Annotated in this window: 9 protein-coding genes; 4 read left to right on the forward strand and 5 right to left on the reverse strand. The window is 63.3% G+C overall.

The genetic code is table 11. From position 1 onward, the window contains the following. Window positions 1-1,299 (reverse strand): exopolysaccharide biosynthesis polyprenyl glycosylphosphotransferase, encoded by a 1,299-nt coding sequence (locus GJ654_RS11760; RefSeq protein WP_246664719.1) that lies wholly within the window; start codon window positions 1,297-1,299, stop codon window positions 1-3. Here GJ654_RS11760 and GJ654_RS21230 point away from each other — a divergent pair. Then, the gene (locus GJ654_RS21230) at window positions 1,186-1,497 is read left to right on the forward strand and encodes a hypothetical protein (protein ID WP_246664722.1); all 312 of its coding nucleotides are present in this window, start codon (window positions 1,186-1,188) and stop codon (window positions 1,495-1,497) included. The two genes, GJ654_RS11760 and GJ654_RS21230, sit on opposite strands and share 114 nt — an antisense overlap. Window positions 1,498-1,787: 290 nt before the next feature. Here the strand turns inward: GJ654_RS21230 and GJ654_RS11765 are convergent, their stop codons facing one another. From GJ654_RS11765 to pyk, 4 genes are all read right to left on the reverse strand, one after another. Continuing rightward, complete coding sequence (locus tag GJ654_RS11765) at window positions 1,788-2,339, reverse strand: toxin-activating lysine-acyltransferase (RefSeq protein WP_210350828.1); 552 nt, start codon at window positions 2,337-2,339, stop codon at window positions 1,788-1,790. An 82-nt stretch (window positions 2,340-2,421) separates the two neighbouring features. Further along, window positions 2,422-7,131: a M10 family metallopeptidase C-terminal domain-containing protein gene (locus GJ654_RS11770; protein ID WP_196305531.1), complete on the reverse strand. Its 4,710-nt coding sequence runs from the start codon at window positions 7,129-7,131 to the stop codon at window positions 2,422-2,424. 304 nt (window positions 7,132-7,435) lie between these two features. Then, window positions 7,436-8,569: a helix-turn-helix transcriptional regulator gene (locus GJ654_RS11775; protein WP_155446356.1), complete on the reverse strand. Its 1,134-nt coding sequence runs from the start codon at window positions 8,567-8,569 to the stop codon at window positions 7,436-7,438. A gap of 102 nt (window positions 8,570-8,671) precedes the next feature. After that, window positions 8,672-10,093, reverse strand: coding sequence for a pyruvate kinase (gene pyk, locus GJ654_RS11780; RefSeq protein ID WP_155446357.1), 1,422 nt, complete (start codon window positions 10,091-10,093; stop codon window positions 8,672-8,674). 577 nt (window positions 10,094-10,670) lie between these two features. On the opposite strand from pyk, the gene GJ654_RS11785 reads away from it, so the two are divergent. The 3 genes from GJ654_RS11785 to GJ654_RS11795 all read left to right on the forward strand — a co-directional run bounded on the left by GJ654_RS11785 (window position 10,671) and on the right by GJ654_RS11795 (window position 15,816). Further along, window positions 10,671-11,012 carry a cysteine rich repeat-containing protein gene (locus tag GJ654_RS11785; protein ID WP_246664713.1) on the forward strand — a complete coding sequence of 114 codons (342 nt, stop codon included), beginning with the start codon at window positions 10,671-10,673 and terminating at the stop codon, window positions 11,010-11,012. Between the two features lie 431 nt (window positions 11,013-11,443). Further along, complete coding sequence (locus GJ654_RS11790; protein ID WP_155446358.1) at window positions 11,444-12,100, forward strand: cytochrome b/b6 domain-containing protein; 657 nt, start codon at window positions 11,444-11,446, stop codon at window positions 12,098-12,100. A gap of 26 nt (window positions 12,101-12,126) precedes the next feature. After that, on the forward strand, window positions 12,127-15,816 hold the full coding sequence (locus GJ654_RS11795; RefSeq protein WP_196305532.1) for an HAD-IC family P-type ATPase: 3,690 nt from the start codon (window positions 12,127-12,129) through the stop codon (window positions 15,814-15,816).

Here is a 15,816-nt window from a genome sequence, read left to right on the forward strand (position 1 = left end):
TCAATAGGCGTTGCGGTAGGCGGCGCGCGAAAAGAGGGTCAGGAAGAGGATCCGGACGTCGAGCCACAGGGACCAGTGGTCGATGTAATAGAGGTCGTGCTCGACGCGGCCGCGCACCTTCTCCTTGGTGTCGAGTTCGCCCCGGAAACCATGCGCCTGAGCCCAGCCGGTGATGCCTGGCTTCACATTGTGGCGGCGGGCCGCCTGGCTGATGGTGCGGCCGAGCATCTGGTCGTGCGCCATGATGTGCGGACGCGGCCCCACCAGGGACATCTGTCCGAGCAGCACATTGATCAGTTGCGGCAACTCGTCGATGTTGGTGCGGCGAATGAACCGGCCCACGCGGGTGACGCGCGCGTCCTTCCGCGTCGCCTGGCGGAGGTCCGCGCCGCTTTTCGTCCAGGTCATCGAGCGAAACTTGAAGATGCCAAACGGCCGTTGATTGAAGCCGTAGCGTCTTTGCCGAAAGAAGACGGGGCCAGGGCTGTCGAGCTTGATGGCGAGGGCGACGAGCGCGAACAGCGGCAGCAGCGCCAAAAGGCCGCAACTCGCGGCGACCAGATCAAAAACCCGCTTCGCCCGAATCTCGAAACTGTTGAGCGGGCGCCTGACCAGGCGAATGCTGGAGATCGGCCCGACCTTGTCGATGGTGGCGCCGTCAAATTTTTCAAGAATGCGGTCCGGCCCCAGGTGAACCGATGTCGGCAAGCCCAAAAACGTTTCGACGCAGGCCTCGATGGCCCGGACTTCATGCCACGGCAGAAGAATGAAGACATCGTCGGGCTGGAAAATGCGCGCCGTCGCCGTCGCGAGCTGCAAATCCTCTGCGATCGTGTTCCGGTTTCGCAGAACCGCGGCGGTGACGTCCATTCCAAGCGACCACGGCTTGTAACGTTCGGAGAAGGCGTTGATTTCCTCTTCATAGCCGACGAGGAACACGCGATTCAGTGAAACCTCGCCGCTTCGCAGCGATTCGCGCGCCCAGTGTTCGGCGAGGCGTCTCGTCGCCAGTAGGGTGATCGCTCCCATGCCGAAGAAAAGAATTGTTGCGACGCGAGACATCTCGCAGCCGCTCCTCGTGACGAACGCAAACATCGACGCCATGGAGAAGGCGTAGATCCACCGTCTGAACAGCGAAGGGAAATTGATCTTTTCGCTCAAGATGTTGCGAAAGCAGTAGCCGTCATGAAACAGATTTTGCCCGACAAAGAGAGCAACGATCAGAAGCGCGAAATCGATTTCGTCTCCGATCGGCTCACTGTAGCCGTGGAAAAGTCCATTATAGAGTCTGCACGTCAGGACTGCCGCGGTGACGATCACGCATGCGTCGAGCGTCGCAAGCATGGCCGGGAAGGCGCCCAGAGCCGCTTTGCTGCTCACGCGCAGACGGCCTTTGCGCCGTCTGACGCTGCGCCAGGCGCCGTGTTGTCCCACAATCGGAACGATGCTGTTCATTTTGGCGTTCGGCTTGAGCATCTGTGTCTCGATATTGCTTGAGCCTGTCCGGGAATGCGGTTTTTCACCTTCCCTTAGGTCAATCACGCAAGACGCAAGCCAAATCCGCGCTTTTGGCGGACCCGCCCCTTTACAGTTGGAAGGCCGCCATTCCGGGAAAAGACGAGAAACGCATCAAGTCATACGGTTTCCGCAAGATCGCTTCGCGATTCGCGAAAACGAAATCGCGCGGAAATCCTGCAGAGGCTTGCCAAGCCGCCGTCGCAATTCGGTGGCGGCGAGCGGTTTGTGCGGGAATGTCATGCCGCCAAGGCAGCCATGTTCAGACGCCTTTATGATGATCTCTCGTGGCAGGCCGCAACGACGGCTTCGGCCGCCGCCTTGCCGGCGATATGATTGGGCACGAACGCGTTCACGTTCAGGCGCATCGCCCTGACGCTCCCGTCCTTGTAATGTCGCTTGAAGTAGAGGGTCTTCTTGCCGCTGGCCACCGTCCGCGCCGCGTCGAGGAGCACGCGATGCGCCTGTGGCGTATCGGCGATCCAGGCGTTGAGGATCAGGCAATCGCCTTCGACGCTCTCCGCGTAGGAGAGCCCCCGCCGACCATCGACCCAGGCTTCGGCGTTCTCGCGCGTCGCCAGCGCCCAGCCGACGAAGCCCTGCATCCGGTTGTCGCGGTCAAGAAGACAATAATAGTGACCGCGATTGATCTGGCCGACCAGCACGCGCGACCAGTCGCCAAACTGGAGGTGGGCGAAGGCCGGTTTGGACATCATGTAGCTGACCGCAAGTCCTAACGTGATCAAGGGATTGTCAGGTCGGATCAGTCGCAGGGCGGCGACTTCGCCGTGGGTTTTCCCGTGAAGGCTTGTCCCGTCAGTCACACGCGCCTCCCAACCTGACTTTGCGCGCCCGCCACGCCGGCAACCGGGCGTTCGGAGCGCCCGGTTGCTTATGCTTCCGCCCTTACACGACTTGGAAGCTGGTGTTGGTGACGGCGAGCGAGGTCGACAAGGTCGCGAACTGCGTCGCGGCGAGCCCCCCGAGGCCATCGGGATCATAGAACATCGCGCCGGTGGTGCTGTTGTAGATAATCCGATCGGTAGCGTCCAACGCGGCGGCACCGATGACGAACGCGTCCGCCCCCAGAACGCCAACGGGACCGGCCTGAGTGAAGATCGCGGAGGCAAGCAACATCGAGTCGTCCGCGATGGTGAAATCGACCACGGTGTCGATGTTCGACGCGCCGAGCGCGGTATCGAACCGGAACGAATCCTTTCCCGCCCCGCCGGTCAACGAATCCGCTCCTGCCCCGCCGGCAAGACCGTCGGTCCCGCCCGCGCCTTTCAGCGTGTCGGCGCCAGTTCCGCCGTAGATCGCATTGTTCAGATCGTTGCCGACCAAAGTGAGGCCGGTGGCGCCGGCGTTGGCCCGCAGATTTTCGACCTCCTGCCCGGACTGGAGCTGATAGCTGACGCTCGCATAGACCGTGTCGACGCCGCCGCGGGCCGCCTCCGTGACGGTGTCGCTGGAATTGTCGACGCGATAGATGTCGTTGCCAGTCCCGCCCTCCATCGCGTCGGCGCCCGCGAGGCCACTGAGAATGTCGTTTCCGGCTCCGCCGTACAGTTTGTCGATCCCCGAACCGCCGGTCAAAGTGTTGGCGAATTCGTTGCCCGTCAGAGTGACGCCCGTGGCCCCGGCATTGGACAGGAGAGATTCGATTTCCTGCCCGGACAACAGCGTGTAGCTGACGCTCGCATAGACCGTGTCGACGCCGCCGCCGACCGCCTCCGTGACGATATCGCCGGCATTGTCGACAAAATAGGTGTCGTTGCCGGCTTCGCCGGCCATGGCGTCGGCGCCTGCGAGGCCATTGAGGACGTCGTTGCCGGCCCCGCCCTTCAGCGTGTCGGCGCCGGCACCTCCGTAAATCGTGTTGGCCAGTTCGTTGCCGTTCAGCGCGAGGCCCGTCGCGCCGGCATTGGCCCGAAGGTATTCGACTTCCTGCCCGGCCAGCAAGGCGTAGCTGATACTCGCATAGACCGTGTCGGTTCCGCCGCCGACCGCTTCGGCGATCGTGTCGCCGACATTGTCAACGTAATAGGTATCGTTGCCGGTCCCGCCAGCTATCGCATCGACGCCGAGGCCGCCGTTGAGGACGTCGTTGCCGTCGCCGCCGTTCAGCGCGTCGTTCCCGGCGGCGCCGTTCAGGGTGTCATTGCCGCCGCCGCCGGTGATCGTGTTGTTGGATTCATTGCCGCTCAACGCGAGTCCGGTGGACCCGGCATTGGCCACGAGCGACTCGATTTCCTGCCCAGACTTCAGCGTATAGCTGACGCTCGCCTTGACCGTGTCGGCGCCGCCGCCGACCGCCTCGGTGACGGTGTCGCTGGCGATGTCGACAAAATAGGTGTCGTCGCCCGACCCGCCGATCATCGTGTCGATTCCGGCGAGGCCGTTGAGCGTGTCATTGCCGTCGCCGCCGTTCAGAACGTCGGAACCGCCTCCGCCCTTGATGACATTGTCAAGCGCATTGCCTGTGCCGATGAAATTGCCGGAGCCGCTGAAAACCAGGTTCTCGACGTTCGCCGGAAGCACATAGACGTTGAACGTCGTGCTGAGGGTGTCTGTCCCTTCGCCGGCATTCTCGACCACCTGATCGTTGACATTTTCGACACTGTACCAATCGCTGCCGGCCCCGCCGTACATCGCATCGGCGCCAGCGCCGCCATCGATCGTGTCGCCGCCGCCGCCGCCATAGATGGCGTTGGCGAGTTCATTGCCGCTGAGCGTGAGGGCGGTGGATCCCGCATTTGCCCGCAGGATTTCGACCGCCTGCCCGGCCGCGAGGGTGAAGCTCGCGCTCGCATAGACCACGTCGACGCCTTTGATGGACGTCTCGGTGACCGTATCGGCGGTGTTGTCGACATAATAGGTGTCGTTGCCGGCCCCGCCCGACATCGCGTCGACTCCCGATCCGCCATCGAGGACATCATCGCCGCTGGCGCCGTAGAGCGAGTCGTTGCCGGCGCCGCCGTTCAGTGTCGAGCCCGCGGCGACCGCGGTGGTCGGCGAACCCGACACGGACAGGTTCAGCGTGTATTTGGTTCCGACCGGGACGCCGACTCCGCCGTATTTCAAGACTTCAATGTAGTAGAAGTCAGTCGATGTGAACGTGTAACTCAAATACGAGTCGTACGTGCTGTACGAACCCGGGTCGAACGTCCCCCTGTCGTCGTTGGACGCGATGATGGCGCCGGTGTGATCGAGCAGCCTGATGGACGTGTCCAGGCCGCTGCTGGTCTGGTCGATGTCGAAGACGCCGGTTGCGCCTGCGCCGGCGATGAACTGATAATATTCCGGATCTCCGCTTCCCGTCGCCCGCACGGTGGCGTGCGGCGTGGTCGTCGGGTTGTCGATGATGTCAGCAGATTGGAGGCCGAACATTCGGAAAACGTCGACCGCGGCCTCCATCGTCGAATTATGCACATCGGCCGGCTTGTAATCGACAAGGTTCGGATCGCCGGCAAACAGAGTGTCGTTGCCGTCGCCGCCATTGAGGATGTCGGCGCCGCCGCCGCCCTTCAGCACGTTGTCGCCGGCATTGCCCGTCAGCGTGTCATTGAAGAACGATCCCGTCAGGTTCTGGAAATTGGTCTGGGTGTCGACCCCGGCGCCGCCCGTGTCCTGCCCCGTCGTGACGCTCAGGTTCACTGTGACCCCTGCGTCGAGGGAATAGGACAATGTGTTGACGCCAGCGCCTCCGTTCATGACGTCGGTCCCGGCGCCGCCATAGACAGTGTCGTTGCCGACGTCGCCGTAAAGTGAGTCGTTTCCGTCGCCGCCGTACAAGCTGTTGTCGCCGGATTGCCCGTAGATATGGTCGTCGCCGGTGTCGCCGGACAAGGCGTCGTTGCCGGACCCTCCGTAAAGGTAGTCGTTGCCCGCGCCGCCCTGGACGTTGTCGTCGCCGCCGTTGCCCGAAAGCGAGTTGGCCACGGAATTTCCGATAATGGTCTCGCCGCCCTGGCTGCCGCTGACGTTCTCGAAACCCGTGAGCGTTTCGGAGTTGCCGCCGGAGACGAACGCCGATCCGGTCGCCAGGTTGATCGTCACGACACCGGCGGCGAACGTATCATTGCTGTAGTCGATGATGTCGACGCCGAGGCCGCCATTGTAGTTGTCGAAGTTGATCAAGTCCGTGTCGACGACGCGATCGTTGCCGTCGCCCGCGTTGACGGTGTCGGATCCGCTCCCTGCGGTGATAACGTCGTTGCCGGACCCGCTGCTGATGGTGTCGACGCCGGCGCCGCTGACGATCACATCGGCGCCGCTGCCGGTGGTAATGATATTGGCGCCGTCCCCAGCGTTGACGCTATTGGTCCCATCGCCGGCGTTGATCGTGTCAGCGCCGGCGCCGCTGACGATTGTGTCGTTGCCGACGCCGCCATACAGACTATTGTTGCCCGCGCCGCCGTCTATGATATTATTGCCTGCGCCGCCCGAGATATAGTCGTTGCCGTTATTGCCATACAACTTGTCGTTGCCGTCGCCGCCGTAAATGGTATCGTTGCCGTCGTTGCCGGATATCGTGTCAATGCCGGCGTTTCCGTAGATTACATTGTTGGCTGCATTGCCGGTGATGGTGTCGTCACCCGAACCGCCGTCGGCGTTTTCGACCGTTGTCGTCGTGTAAATGGCGATATTATTGGTGTAGCCGCCAATCGAAGACCAGGAGCCGCCGGTCAGGTTGAGGGTCTGGTTATAAGAATAGCCCGAAGCGTCGAGCGTATCGACGCCGCCGGAATCGTAGATCGTGAAGGCCGGCGTGCCGGAATAGGTGGAGAAATTGTAAAATGAGCCGGCGTCGGACGTGGCGTTGAAGCCATAGGTTGTATTGCCGGTGCGGGTGTTCGTTCGAGCGCCATAGATCGTCTGTACCGCGAGTATATCCGCCATCTGCGGCGCAATCACATAATCGTAGCTGTCGCTGCCGTAATTACTCTGGCCAAAATACGACATGATGGACCAGCGCCATGTGTCGTTCGTATAGATGTTGTCAACGCCGTAAGTTGCGCTTCCGTTGTAGGGACCCTGATGGCCCAGGCCGAGCGCGTGACCGGTCTCGTGAATATAGGTTTGCATGAAGTAGCTGTAGTCGCCCGCGCCAGGGCCGTCTTCCCAGTCGGTGCTGATGTCGATTGTATGCCCGTCGCCGCTGGTGAACGCTTTCCCGCTGCCGTTGTTGTTATAGGTGATATCGGCGGAACCGGTGGTATAGGTGAAATTGATGTTGCAGACATCGTGCCAAAGCCTGTCGGCCACCACGGCGAAATGCTGTTCGGCGGCGGAGAGGTCCGTCATATTGACTGTAATCGTCGCGCCCGGCGCGTAGTAGTTTTTCGGCGATCCGCCCCAGTAGCCGCTGACCAGATAGGTCGCCAGCGTGGAGACGGAGGCGAAAACCGCCGCCTGCGGCGTGACAAGCGAGGACGGACTGGCGGCGGCGAGAGACAGGCCTTGATCCTGGCGCAGATTCGACAGGGCTCCGAATGGAATGACGCCGCCAATCGCGACCGAACCAAAATCCACGCCCGCGGACATGGCGTCATCATCTTGCAGAGCGGCGCTGTTGTCGGCGCGAGAATTCAGAGTGCGTTGGTGCTTAAGCATGGCGAGCCTCCCCATCATCGGCCCAACCGAAAGGTAACCTCGCCGCTCGGCGGTGAGCCAAGGAAATTGGTCGTCGTGTCCTGCGGCTGGAGCCTTCGGTCCGCCGGGCGAAAGCGCTTGCTTTCCCCCGTGCGCGTCACGGTGAAGGTCAACAGGGTCTCGTTATAAGGGCTCGCAGCCTTGTTCGGACGATGCCAATCCTAAGCTTGACGTGCGGCGCCTTGCCTCATCAAAATTGGTGAGAAAGGGGAGAAACGAGGGAATTCATAAAAAAATAAGGAAACCTTAAAAAGCCGCCGCGCCCTCACGGGTCTTCGTTCATGGAATCGGCGCGGCCGAGCGTCAGGCCGACCAGCAACCGCACCACATCCGCCTGGCGCGAACAGCCGGTCTTTTCCAGCACCGCGCGGACATGACTGCGGACGGTGTTGGCCGAGACGCCAGATTTCGTGGCCATGTCGTCGACCGTCTGGCCTTGCGCCAGCCCTTTGGCCACTGAAGCCTCGCTGCGCGTGAAGTCGAACAGGGACCGGACCAGGTCCTGGGGGGGCGCGATGGCGGCGTTCACGGGCGTGAGAACCAGCGCGGCGCAACATTGCGAGAAGAGGTCACGCGCGGTGCGTCGGATCGGAACCACATGCGCCACACGCGTCGCGATATGGGCGGCGTCGCGAACAGGAAAGGAGCGGACGGCGCCGCAAGCGTCCGACTCGATCGACGTCAGCGCTTGGCGCCATTTGACGTCGGCCAGCTTGTCCCGGAACGCGAAATGGTTGCGCGCGCGCCAGACGAGAGCTGATTCGTTCTCGTCAATCAGCGCGTTGGCCGCTTGCACGGCGCCGTCGCGGTCGCAGACCAGGGCCGGCAGTCCCAGGGCCGCGAGCGTCTGCGCGGCCGCTTCGGCGCGTTCCAGTTGCAGGCGCGCGGCGATCAGCGTGGCGCGCGCGACATGGGGACGCAGCAGGTCGAGCCATTGCGTTTCCTCGCGCTGAAACGGGCCGTGCTCGGTCTTGCGCCGCATACCGAACACGATGGTCGCGCCAGTCGGTGGGCGAAAGATCGTGCCGGCGCCCCATTTCAATCCCATGGGAATGAGGAGGTCGCGAAACATCGGGAGGGACTCGTAGTCCCCAGGCGCGAGAACCTCATTGTCGCCGTAAAAGCGCGGTTCGTCGCCACGCGACAGCCGATCGAAAAAGGAGGGGCTATCGAAGCGGGGATCTCCCATCGCCGCCACGATCGGTCTGGCGTCGGGCGAAGCGGTCCAGAAATGACCGAAATCGCCGAAGACGGCCTGATCGGCGCCTTCCGCCCTGACCGTGATCGACAGCGACGCTCCGGCGCCTGAAAGCCGCGCGGAAACGTCCGAGAGGAGCCCGGGCCAGCGTTCCGGCTTGAAGGCGCACTCGTAGATTTGGCTGATCAAATCATCTGTCATCGCGCCTGATGGGTTTCAAAACGCCATGTGGACCATAATCATAATGCGGCGCTTATGGTCTGGTAAGTCTTATGTTGGAAAAAGCCTAAACGGCGATCGGCTTTACCCGCCGCCAACTTCGACCACGCGCAGATTGTTGGTGGTTCCCGCCTTGCCGAAGGGAATGCCGAACACGACGACAATGACGTTTCCGGGCTCCGCGAATTGCTCGCGACGCGCCGTTTCGGTGGCGTGCGCGATCATCGCGTCATAGCCGGGCAAGGCTTTCGAATGAAAACCCTGCACGCCCCACAGCAATCTCAGCCGCCTGGAAATCGAGATGTTCGGCGTGATCGCCAGGATCGGCAGCACCGGACGTTTGCGCGCGATGCGCGCGGCCGTGGTGCCCGAGGAGGTGAAGGCGACGATCACCGGCGCCTGGATGGCCTCGGCGAGATCGGCGGCTGCGGCGGCGACCGCATGCGGGGGCGTCTCTTCCGTGGCGGGTTGCGTCGCATGCACGATCGAATGGTAGAGCTTGTGGCCCTCGGTGGCGCGGATGATGCTGTCCATCATCTTCACGGTTTCCAAGGGGTAATCGCCGGTCGCCGATTCCGCCGACAGCATCACCGCATCGGCGCCGTCGTAGATCGCCGTCGCCACATCGGAGGCTTCCGCGCGGGTCGGCGCGGGCGAGGCGACCATGGAATCGAGCATTTGCGTGGCGACGATCACCGGCTTGACCGCCAGTCGCGCGGCGCGCACCAGTTCCTTCTGGCGACCGGGCACGTCCTGGTGCGGAATTTCGACGCCGAGATCGCCGCGCGCCACCATGATGGCGTCGGAAATGCGCAGGATATCGTCGATATGTTCGAGCGCCTGGGGCTTCTCGATCTTGGCGATGAGGCCCGCCCTGTCGCCGATCAGGGCCTTGGCCTCGATCACATCCGACGGTTTCTGCACGAAGGAGAGCGCGACCCAGTCCACTCCGAGGTCGAGGCCGAAGGCGAGGTCGGCGCGATCCTTGGGCGTCAACGGCGAAAGCGAGAGCATGGTGTCGGGCAGGTTGACGCCCTTGCGATTGGAAATGATCCCGCCATAGATCACCTGCGCGTCGATGGACTCCGGACCGATGCCGGTGACCCTCACGCGCACGCGGCCATCGTCGATCAGCAGGTCGTGACCGGGCAGGACGGCGGCGAAAATTTCCGGGTGATGCAGGGGAATCGACATTGCGTCGCCCTCGGCGCCCTCCGGCAGAAACCGGATGCTTTCGCCAGCGGCGACGCTGATCTTGCCGCCCCTGATCGTCCCGACGCGGATTTTCGGTCCCTGCAAATCCTGGAGAATGCCGATGGGATCTCCGAGTTCGGCTTCCAGCGCGCGGATCGAAGCATGAACCCTGGCGTGGTCCTCATGCGAGCCATGGCTGAAATTGAGCCGGAATGTATCGACGCCGGCAAGGAACAGCTTCTTCAGCATGTCGGGCGATGAACTCGCCGGTCCGACGGTCGCGACAATCTTGGCTCGGCGGTGACGACGCATGATGGTTCCTTTGTTCTCGCTGGCGCGGCGATGATTAGGTGATCAACACCGTGCGGATATCGTTGACGTCGGAAAGAGTCGGTCCCGCGCGAACGAGGCCGCCGAATCCGTCGACGTCGATGCGCCTGTCATGAGCCAAGAGAAAGGCGCGGGCGTCAATGTCCGCCCGACGACGCCAACACAATCGCGCGGAATCTCCTCCGGAATTTCCAGACCGCACCCCGGACCCAAATTCCGGTTGAACGCTGTTTCCGACGATGGCCGGCAGGTTTGTCAGGCAAGTCCAGGCGGCGGCTGGCTCGACAATTTTTTTCAAGGTTACAAAACTTAAATTCGCTTCAGCGGTCTGGGCGCCCGCGCCGTCTTGGGGTCGAGCGCGATCCTGACTTCACGAACGAGGGGCCGGGATCAGGCCGCGCGCTCGCCGGGGTGATCGCTGAGGACGCGCTTCAGCTTGCCGGAGCCGCGTTACGTGACACGGTCAGTACGGATTGCGGAACCAAGCCTTGGAGCCCAGCTTTATTGTAAATCGTGCAGTCAATGTCTGGGACTTTTAGAGCATTTTCAAGCGAAGTGGATGCCGGTTCGCGTGAAGAAAATGCGTCAAAAGAAGAATCTAGAGCTTTTTCATGTTTCCATGAAACGTGAAAAAACTCTAGAGGAGTGGAACATGATGACCAGATTTTTGGGTATCGCAATGATCGCCGCAAGTCTTGCCATCGCCGCGCCAGCGCTGGCTCAAAACATGTCGGGAAGCGGTCCGGTCGCTACAGCCTGCCAGCAGGACATCGAAAAACTCTGCGCGGGCAAAGAACATGGGCAGGGCGCCGTGCGCGCGTGCCTGGAAACCAACAAGGGAAGCGTGAGCGCGGCTTGTGCGAACGCCTTGGATTCGACAGGCGCCGGTCGCAGGCCTTGATCGCTCGCTGATGCAGCAACCGGCTGCCAGATAAAAGATCTATCAGGCGGGCGGGATGCCTTAAGTGGCGAGACCTTTGTCGCTGCCGGTTGACAAGGCCTTTTCCGCCCGCGTCAGCGACACCGCCAGTTGGGACACGATCGGCCTGTGTCGCATGCGCCGAGATTTTGTCGACACTGATCGAGCGGATGAAGCGCGTCAATCTGACAGGCGTTCGACAGCGAGGCGGGCGCATGGTTCCCTCCGGCCGCGCCGTATCGATATCGAAGCCAGAAAATAGACGATCAACACAACCGCCGCGATCGGCGGGGCGAACCGGCTGCTCTTAGGACAAGGCGAGCAGATTCCGAAACTGTCTCGCCAGTCATAGCGCCTGACAATGGCGAGAGGCGCCTCCCCAACCGCTTGTGATGACAAGAGGAAATCCAGCAATGGCTTCGACAGATCAACCAACGTCGGTTCAGGTTTGGGATCCTCTCGTCCGCTACGGCCACTGGGCATTGGTGATTGCGTTTGCCGTCGCCTATCTCAGCGGCGAGGACGAGGCCGGCGGTCCCGATCAGCTTCACGTCTGGAGCGGATATGCCGTCGGGTTCATCGTGGCGGTCAGGGTGCTTTGGGGGCTGGTCGGCACAGGTCACGCCCGGTTCAGCGATTTCGCCTATGGCCCGATGACGGCGCTGAGGTATTTCGCCGACGAGCTTCGCGGACGCGCCAAGCGCACTATCGGTCACAGCCCCGCGGCGGCATACATGATCGCGGCGCTTCTGCTTTGCCTGACGGCGACCGTCGCGACCGGGCTCGTCGCAAACAGCGATGCCGGGAAAAATCCGCGCGCGAGCGCCCACGGCCTCGTCATCGCGCAGGCGCACGCGGATGAGCACAAGGGCCGCTCCGAAAGGGACGGCGGCAAGCACGGAAAGGGCGGGGAAAGCGTCGTCGGTGAGGTGCATGAAGCGCTCGCGAACATCACTCTCGGGCTGATAATCCTGCACATTCTTGGCGTAGGCGTGGCCAGTGTCGCGCATCGCGAGAACCTCGTGGCCGCCATGTTCAGCGGCCGGAAGCGCTCGGGAGATGAGGGCTGAGACGGGACGAGGTGGATTCCATGCGGATGTCCGAACCGCGCCTCACTCCGCTGCAACCCGGCGTCGCAACCATGACGCTCGGGACGTTTACGGGACGATTGCTCGTCATCGTCGTCATCGCCGCGCTTGCCGCCGCCATATGGCAACTGAGCGACATCCTGATTTTGTTGTTCGGCGCCATCCTGCTCTCCATCGGGCTCTGCGCGGCGGCGCGGCTGATCGCCCGATACGCCCACATTCCCAGAAGCATCGCGCTGGCGGTCGTTTTCATCCTTGGGCTAAGCGTGTTTGTCGCGGCGCTCTGGGTGTTCGGCTCGACCATAGCGGCCCAACTCAACGACGTGATCAAGGCCACGCCCGCCGGGTTCAAGCTGTTCATGGCCTGGATCGCCCAGTTCCCCTATGCGCAAAAACTGCTCGAACAGGTGCGCGGCTTGAATGTCATGGACGCGACCGGTTGGGCGACGACAGCCGTCACGAGCGTCGGCGGTCTGCTCACGCGCGCGCTCGCCTATGGCGTGGTCGCGCTGTTTGTGGCGATCTATCTGGCAGCCCAGCCGGAACGTTACCGTCATCTGTGCCTGCGCCTCACGCCTCCCGAACAAAGGCCGATCGCGGAGAATTTCTTCGATGTCACCGGCCAGGTGTTGCAGCGCTGGCTGGTCGGCCAGCTTGTGGTGATGGCGACGATTGGCGTGCTCAGCGGTTGCGGCTTGTGGCTGTTGGGCATCGAAGCCGCCTTCGCGCTCGGACTCATGGGCGGGATGCTCTCCTTCATCCCATATGTCGGCGCCATTATGGCGGCGGTCCCGGCCACATTGGTGGCTTTGACGCAGGGACCGACTTACGCCGCCTCGGTCGTCGCCATGTATGTGGTCGTCCATTTCGTCGAGGGGAATTTCATCACCCCGATGGTGCAGGCGGAAGCGACAGCTTTTCCGCCGGTGCTCGCCATTCTCTCCACGGTGGCCTTCAGCGTCCTGTTCGGTCCGATCGGGGTGTTGCTGGCCGCCCCGCTCACGCTGGTTCTTTTGGCCACGATCGAGGTTCTCTACGTCCAGCAAGGGTTGGGCGAGGCGCCGGAAGGCGAGGCGCCGCCGGGCGCCGCCAAGAACCGCGCCACGGCGGCGCGCGCGGAAACCGCCGCGGATCAGGGACTGACCGCAGCCGAGGCCGCCGACCGGTTGCGGCAGGATGGCCCGAACCTGCTGCCTCAGGATCACCAGCGCGGCCCGTTCCGCATCATTGTCGACGCCCTGCGCGAGCCGATGCTGCAATTGCTGCTGGCCGCCGCCGTCATCTATCTGTTCATCGGCGACCTCTCGGGCGCCCTGGTTCTCCTCGCTTTCGCGGTCCTGAACGTCGTCCTTGTCGTCGTCCAGGAAAGCCGCATGGAAAACGCGCTGGCGGCGCTGAAGGATCTGACCAGCCCGGGCGCCTTCGTCATTCGTGACGGCCAGCGTCAGCGCGTCGCGGGAGCTGACGTCGTCGCCGGCGACATTGTGGTCCTCATGGAGGGCGATCGCGTCCCAGCCGATGCGCGCCTGCTTGAGGTCGCGGGCCTTGAGATCGATGAATCCTTGTTGACGGGCGAATCCGTCCCGGTGCGCAAGGCGCTTGGCGATGGGGAAACCGGGGACGCCCGCCCCGGCGGAGACGACAGCCCGAACGTCTGGTCCGGCAGCCTGATCGTGCGCGGCGCCGGTGTCGCGCGCGTGTTCGCCACGGGCGCGCGCACGGAAATCGGCCGCATCGGCGCGTCGCTCGCCGCCGTCGAAAGCGCGCCGACGCCGCTCCAGATCCAGACCCGCAAGCTGGTGACGATCTTCGCCGTGCTGGGCATCGGATCGTCGGTGGCGCTGGCCGTGGCCTATGGCTTGCTGCAAGGCGACTGGATCAAGGGCGTGCTGGCCGGCATCACCCTGGCGATGGCGACGCTGCCGGAGGAGTTTCCGCTCGTCCTGACGGTGTTCATGGTGCTCGGCGCCTGGAGGATGTCGCAGAAAAAGGTGCTGACGCGGCGCTCGGCCGCCATCGAGGCGCTGGGCGCGGTCACCGTGCTGTGCACCGACAAGACCGGCACGCTGACGCTGAACAAAATGACCGTCGCGGCGCTGGTGGCCGATGGTGAGACTTGGGCCGTTTCATCTCAGGCGGGACCAGAGCTGCCGGAGCAGTTTCATTCTCTCGTCGAGTTTTCGATCCTGGCGAGCCGCCCCGATCCGCTCGACCCCATGGAGCGGGCGTTTTCCGATCTCGGCGAGAAATTCCTGAAACAGACCGAGCACATCCATGCCGATTGGACGCTGGCGCACGGCTACCCGCTGCAGCCCGCTCTGCTGGCGATGTCGCAGGTCTGGCGAACCAAGGGCGGAACGGGTTTTGTGGTGGCCGCCAAGGGGGCGCCGGAAGCGGTGGCGGATCTTTGCCATCTTCCGCCTGAACGCATCGAGGCCATGCGCCGCGACCTCGCCGCTTTGGCGGCGCAAGGCCTGCGTGTGCTGGCGGTGGCGCAAGCGACATGGGCGACCGACGCCTGGCCCGAGACGCAGCATGATTTCGACTTCCACATGGTGGGGCTGGTCGGCCTCACCGACCCGCTGCGTCCCGAGGCGCGCGCCGCCGTCGAAGCCTGCGCCGGCGCCGGCATTCGCGTGGTGATGATCACCGGCGATCATCCGGCGACGGCGCTGGCCATCGCCAGACAGGCCGGCATCCACAGCGATGATGCCGTGACCGGCGCGGAGTTGGAAGGGCTGGACGAAGCCCGGTTTGACGCCCGTCTGGCGGCCACAAATGTGTTCGCCCGCATCATGCCCGAGCAGAAACTACGGCTGGTTCAGGCCTTCGCCGCAGCGGGCCAGATTGTCGCCATGACCGGAGATGGCGTCAATGACGCGCCCTCGCTCAAGGCCGCGCATATCGGCGTCGCCATGGGCGGACGCGGAACCGATGTCGCGCGCGAGGCGGCCTCGCTGGTGCTGATCGACGACAATTTCGCCAGCCTCGTCACCGCGGTTCGGCTCGGCCGCCGCATCGCCGACAATCTGCGCAAGGCCATGGGCTATATCCTGGCGGTGCACGTGCCGATCGCCGGCCTGTCGCTGCTGCCGGTGCTGGTTGGATGGCCGATGGTTCTCGGGCCAATCCACGTCGTGTTCCTGGAGCTGGTGATCGATCCGGTCTCCTCCATCGTGTTCGAGGCCGAGCCGGAGGAAGACGGCCTGATGACCCGCCCGCCGCGCAAACCCGACGCGCCGCTGTTCGACGCGCCCCTCCTGCTGCACGGCCTGTTGCAAGGCGCGGTGGTGATGGTCGCGGCGCTTGGGATTTTCCAGCTTGGGCTCGGCGACGCACATGGCGAGGAGGTCGCGCGTTGCATGGCTTTCGTGACGCTGGTCATCGGCAATCTCGGCCTGGTGCTGACCAACAGATCGTTGAAGACCAGCGCGTTCCGCGCGCTGACGCGGCCCAATCGCGCCCTGGTCTTCGTCGTCATCACCAGCATGGTCGCACTGGGGCTCGCGCTGTCCGCGCCCTGGCTGCGCGGCCTGTTCGGCTTCGCGCCACTGGGATGGCCGCGATTGGCGGAAGCGGTCGGCGCCGCTCTGGCCTGTATCGTGGTGAACGATCTGATCGGCGTCATCTGGCGCTGGTTGGCCGCAAAGGCGGAGCGGGCGCCGCGATTGCGAGCCAGACCATCATCGAGCCTGTGA

Source organism: Rhodoblastus acidophilus, from assembly GCF_009720655.1.
Taxonomy (GTDB): Bacteria; Pseudomonadota; Alphaproteobacteria; order Rhizobiales; family Beijerinckiaceae; genus Rhodoblastus; species Rhodoblastus acidophilus_A.

What these genes read in the sequence shown, in the direction of transcription:
- GJ654_RS21230 (WP_246664722.1), top strand. Translation starts at nt 1,186, where the DNA reads ATGAAACAGATTTTGCCCGACAAAGAGAGCAACGATCAGAAGCGCGAA.
- GJ654_RS11785 (WP_246664713.1), top strand. Translation starts at nt 10,671, where the DNA reads ATGCCGGTTCGCGTGAAGAAAATGCGTCAAAAGAAGAATCTAGAGCTT.
- GJ654_RS11795 (WP_196305532.1), top strand. Translation starts at nt 12,127, where the DNA reads ATGTCCGAACCGCGCCTCACTCCGCTGCAACCCGGCGTCGCAACCATG.
- GJ654_RS11770 (WP_196305531.1), bottom strand. Translation starts at nt 7,131, where the DNA reads ATGCTTAAGCACCAACGCACTCTGAATTCTCGCGCCGACAACAGCGCC.
- GJ654_RS11790 (WP_155446358.1), top strand. Translation starts at nt 11,444, where the DNA reads ATGGCTTCGACAGATCAACCAACGTCGGTTCAGGTTTGGGATCCTCTC.
- pyk (WP_155446357.1), bottom strand. Translation starts at nt 10,093, where the DNA reads ATGCGTCGTCACCGCCGAGCCAAGATTGTCGCGACCGTCGGACCGGCG.
- GJ654_RS11775 (WP_155446356.1), bottom strand. Translation starts at nt 8,569, where the DNA reads ATGACAGATGATTTGATCAGCCAAATCTACGAGTGCGCCTTCAAGCCG.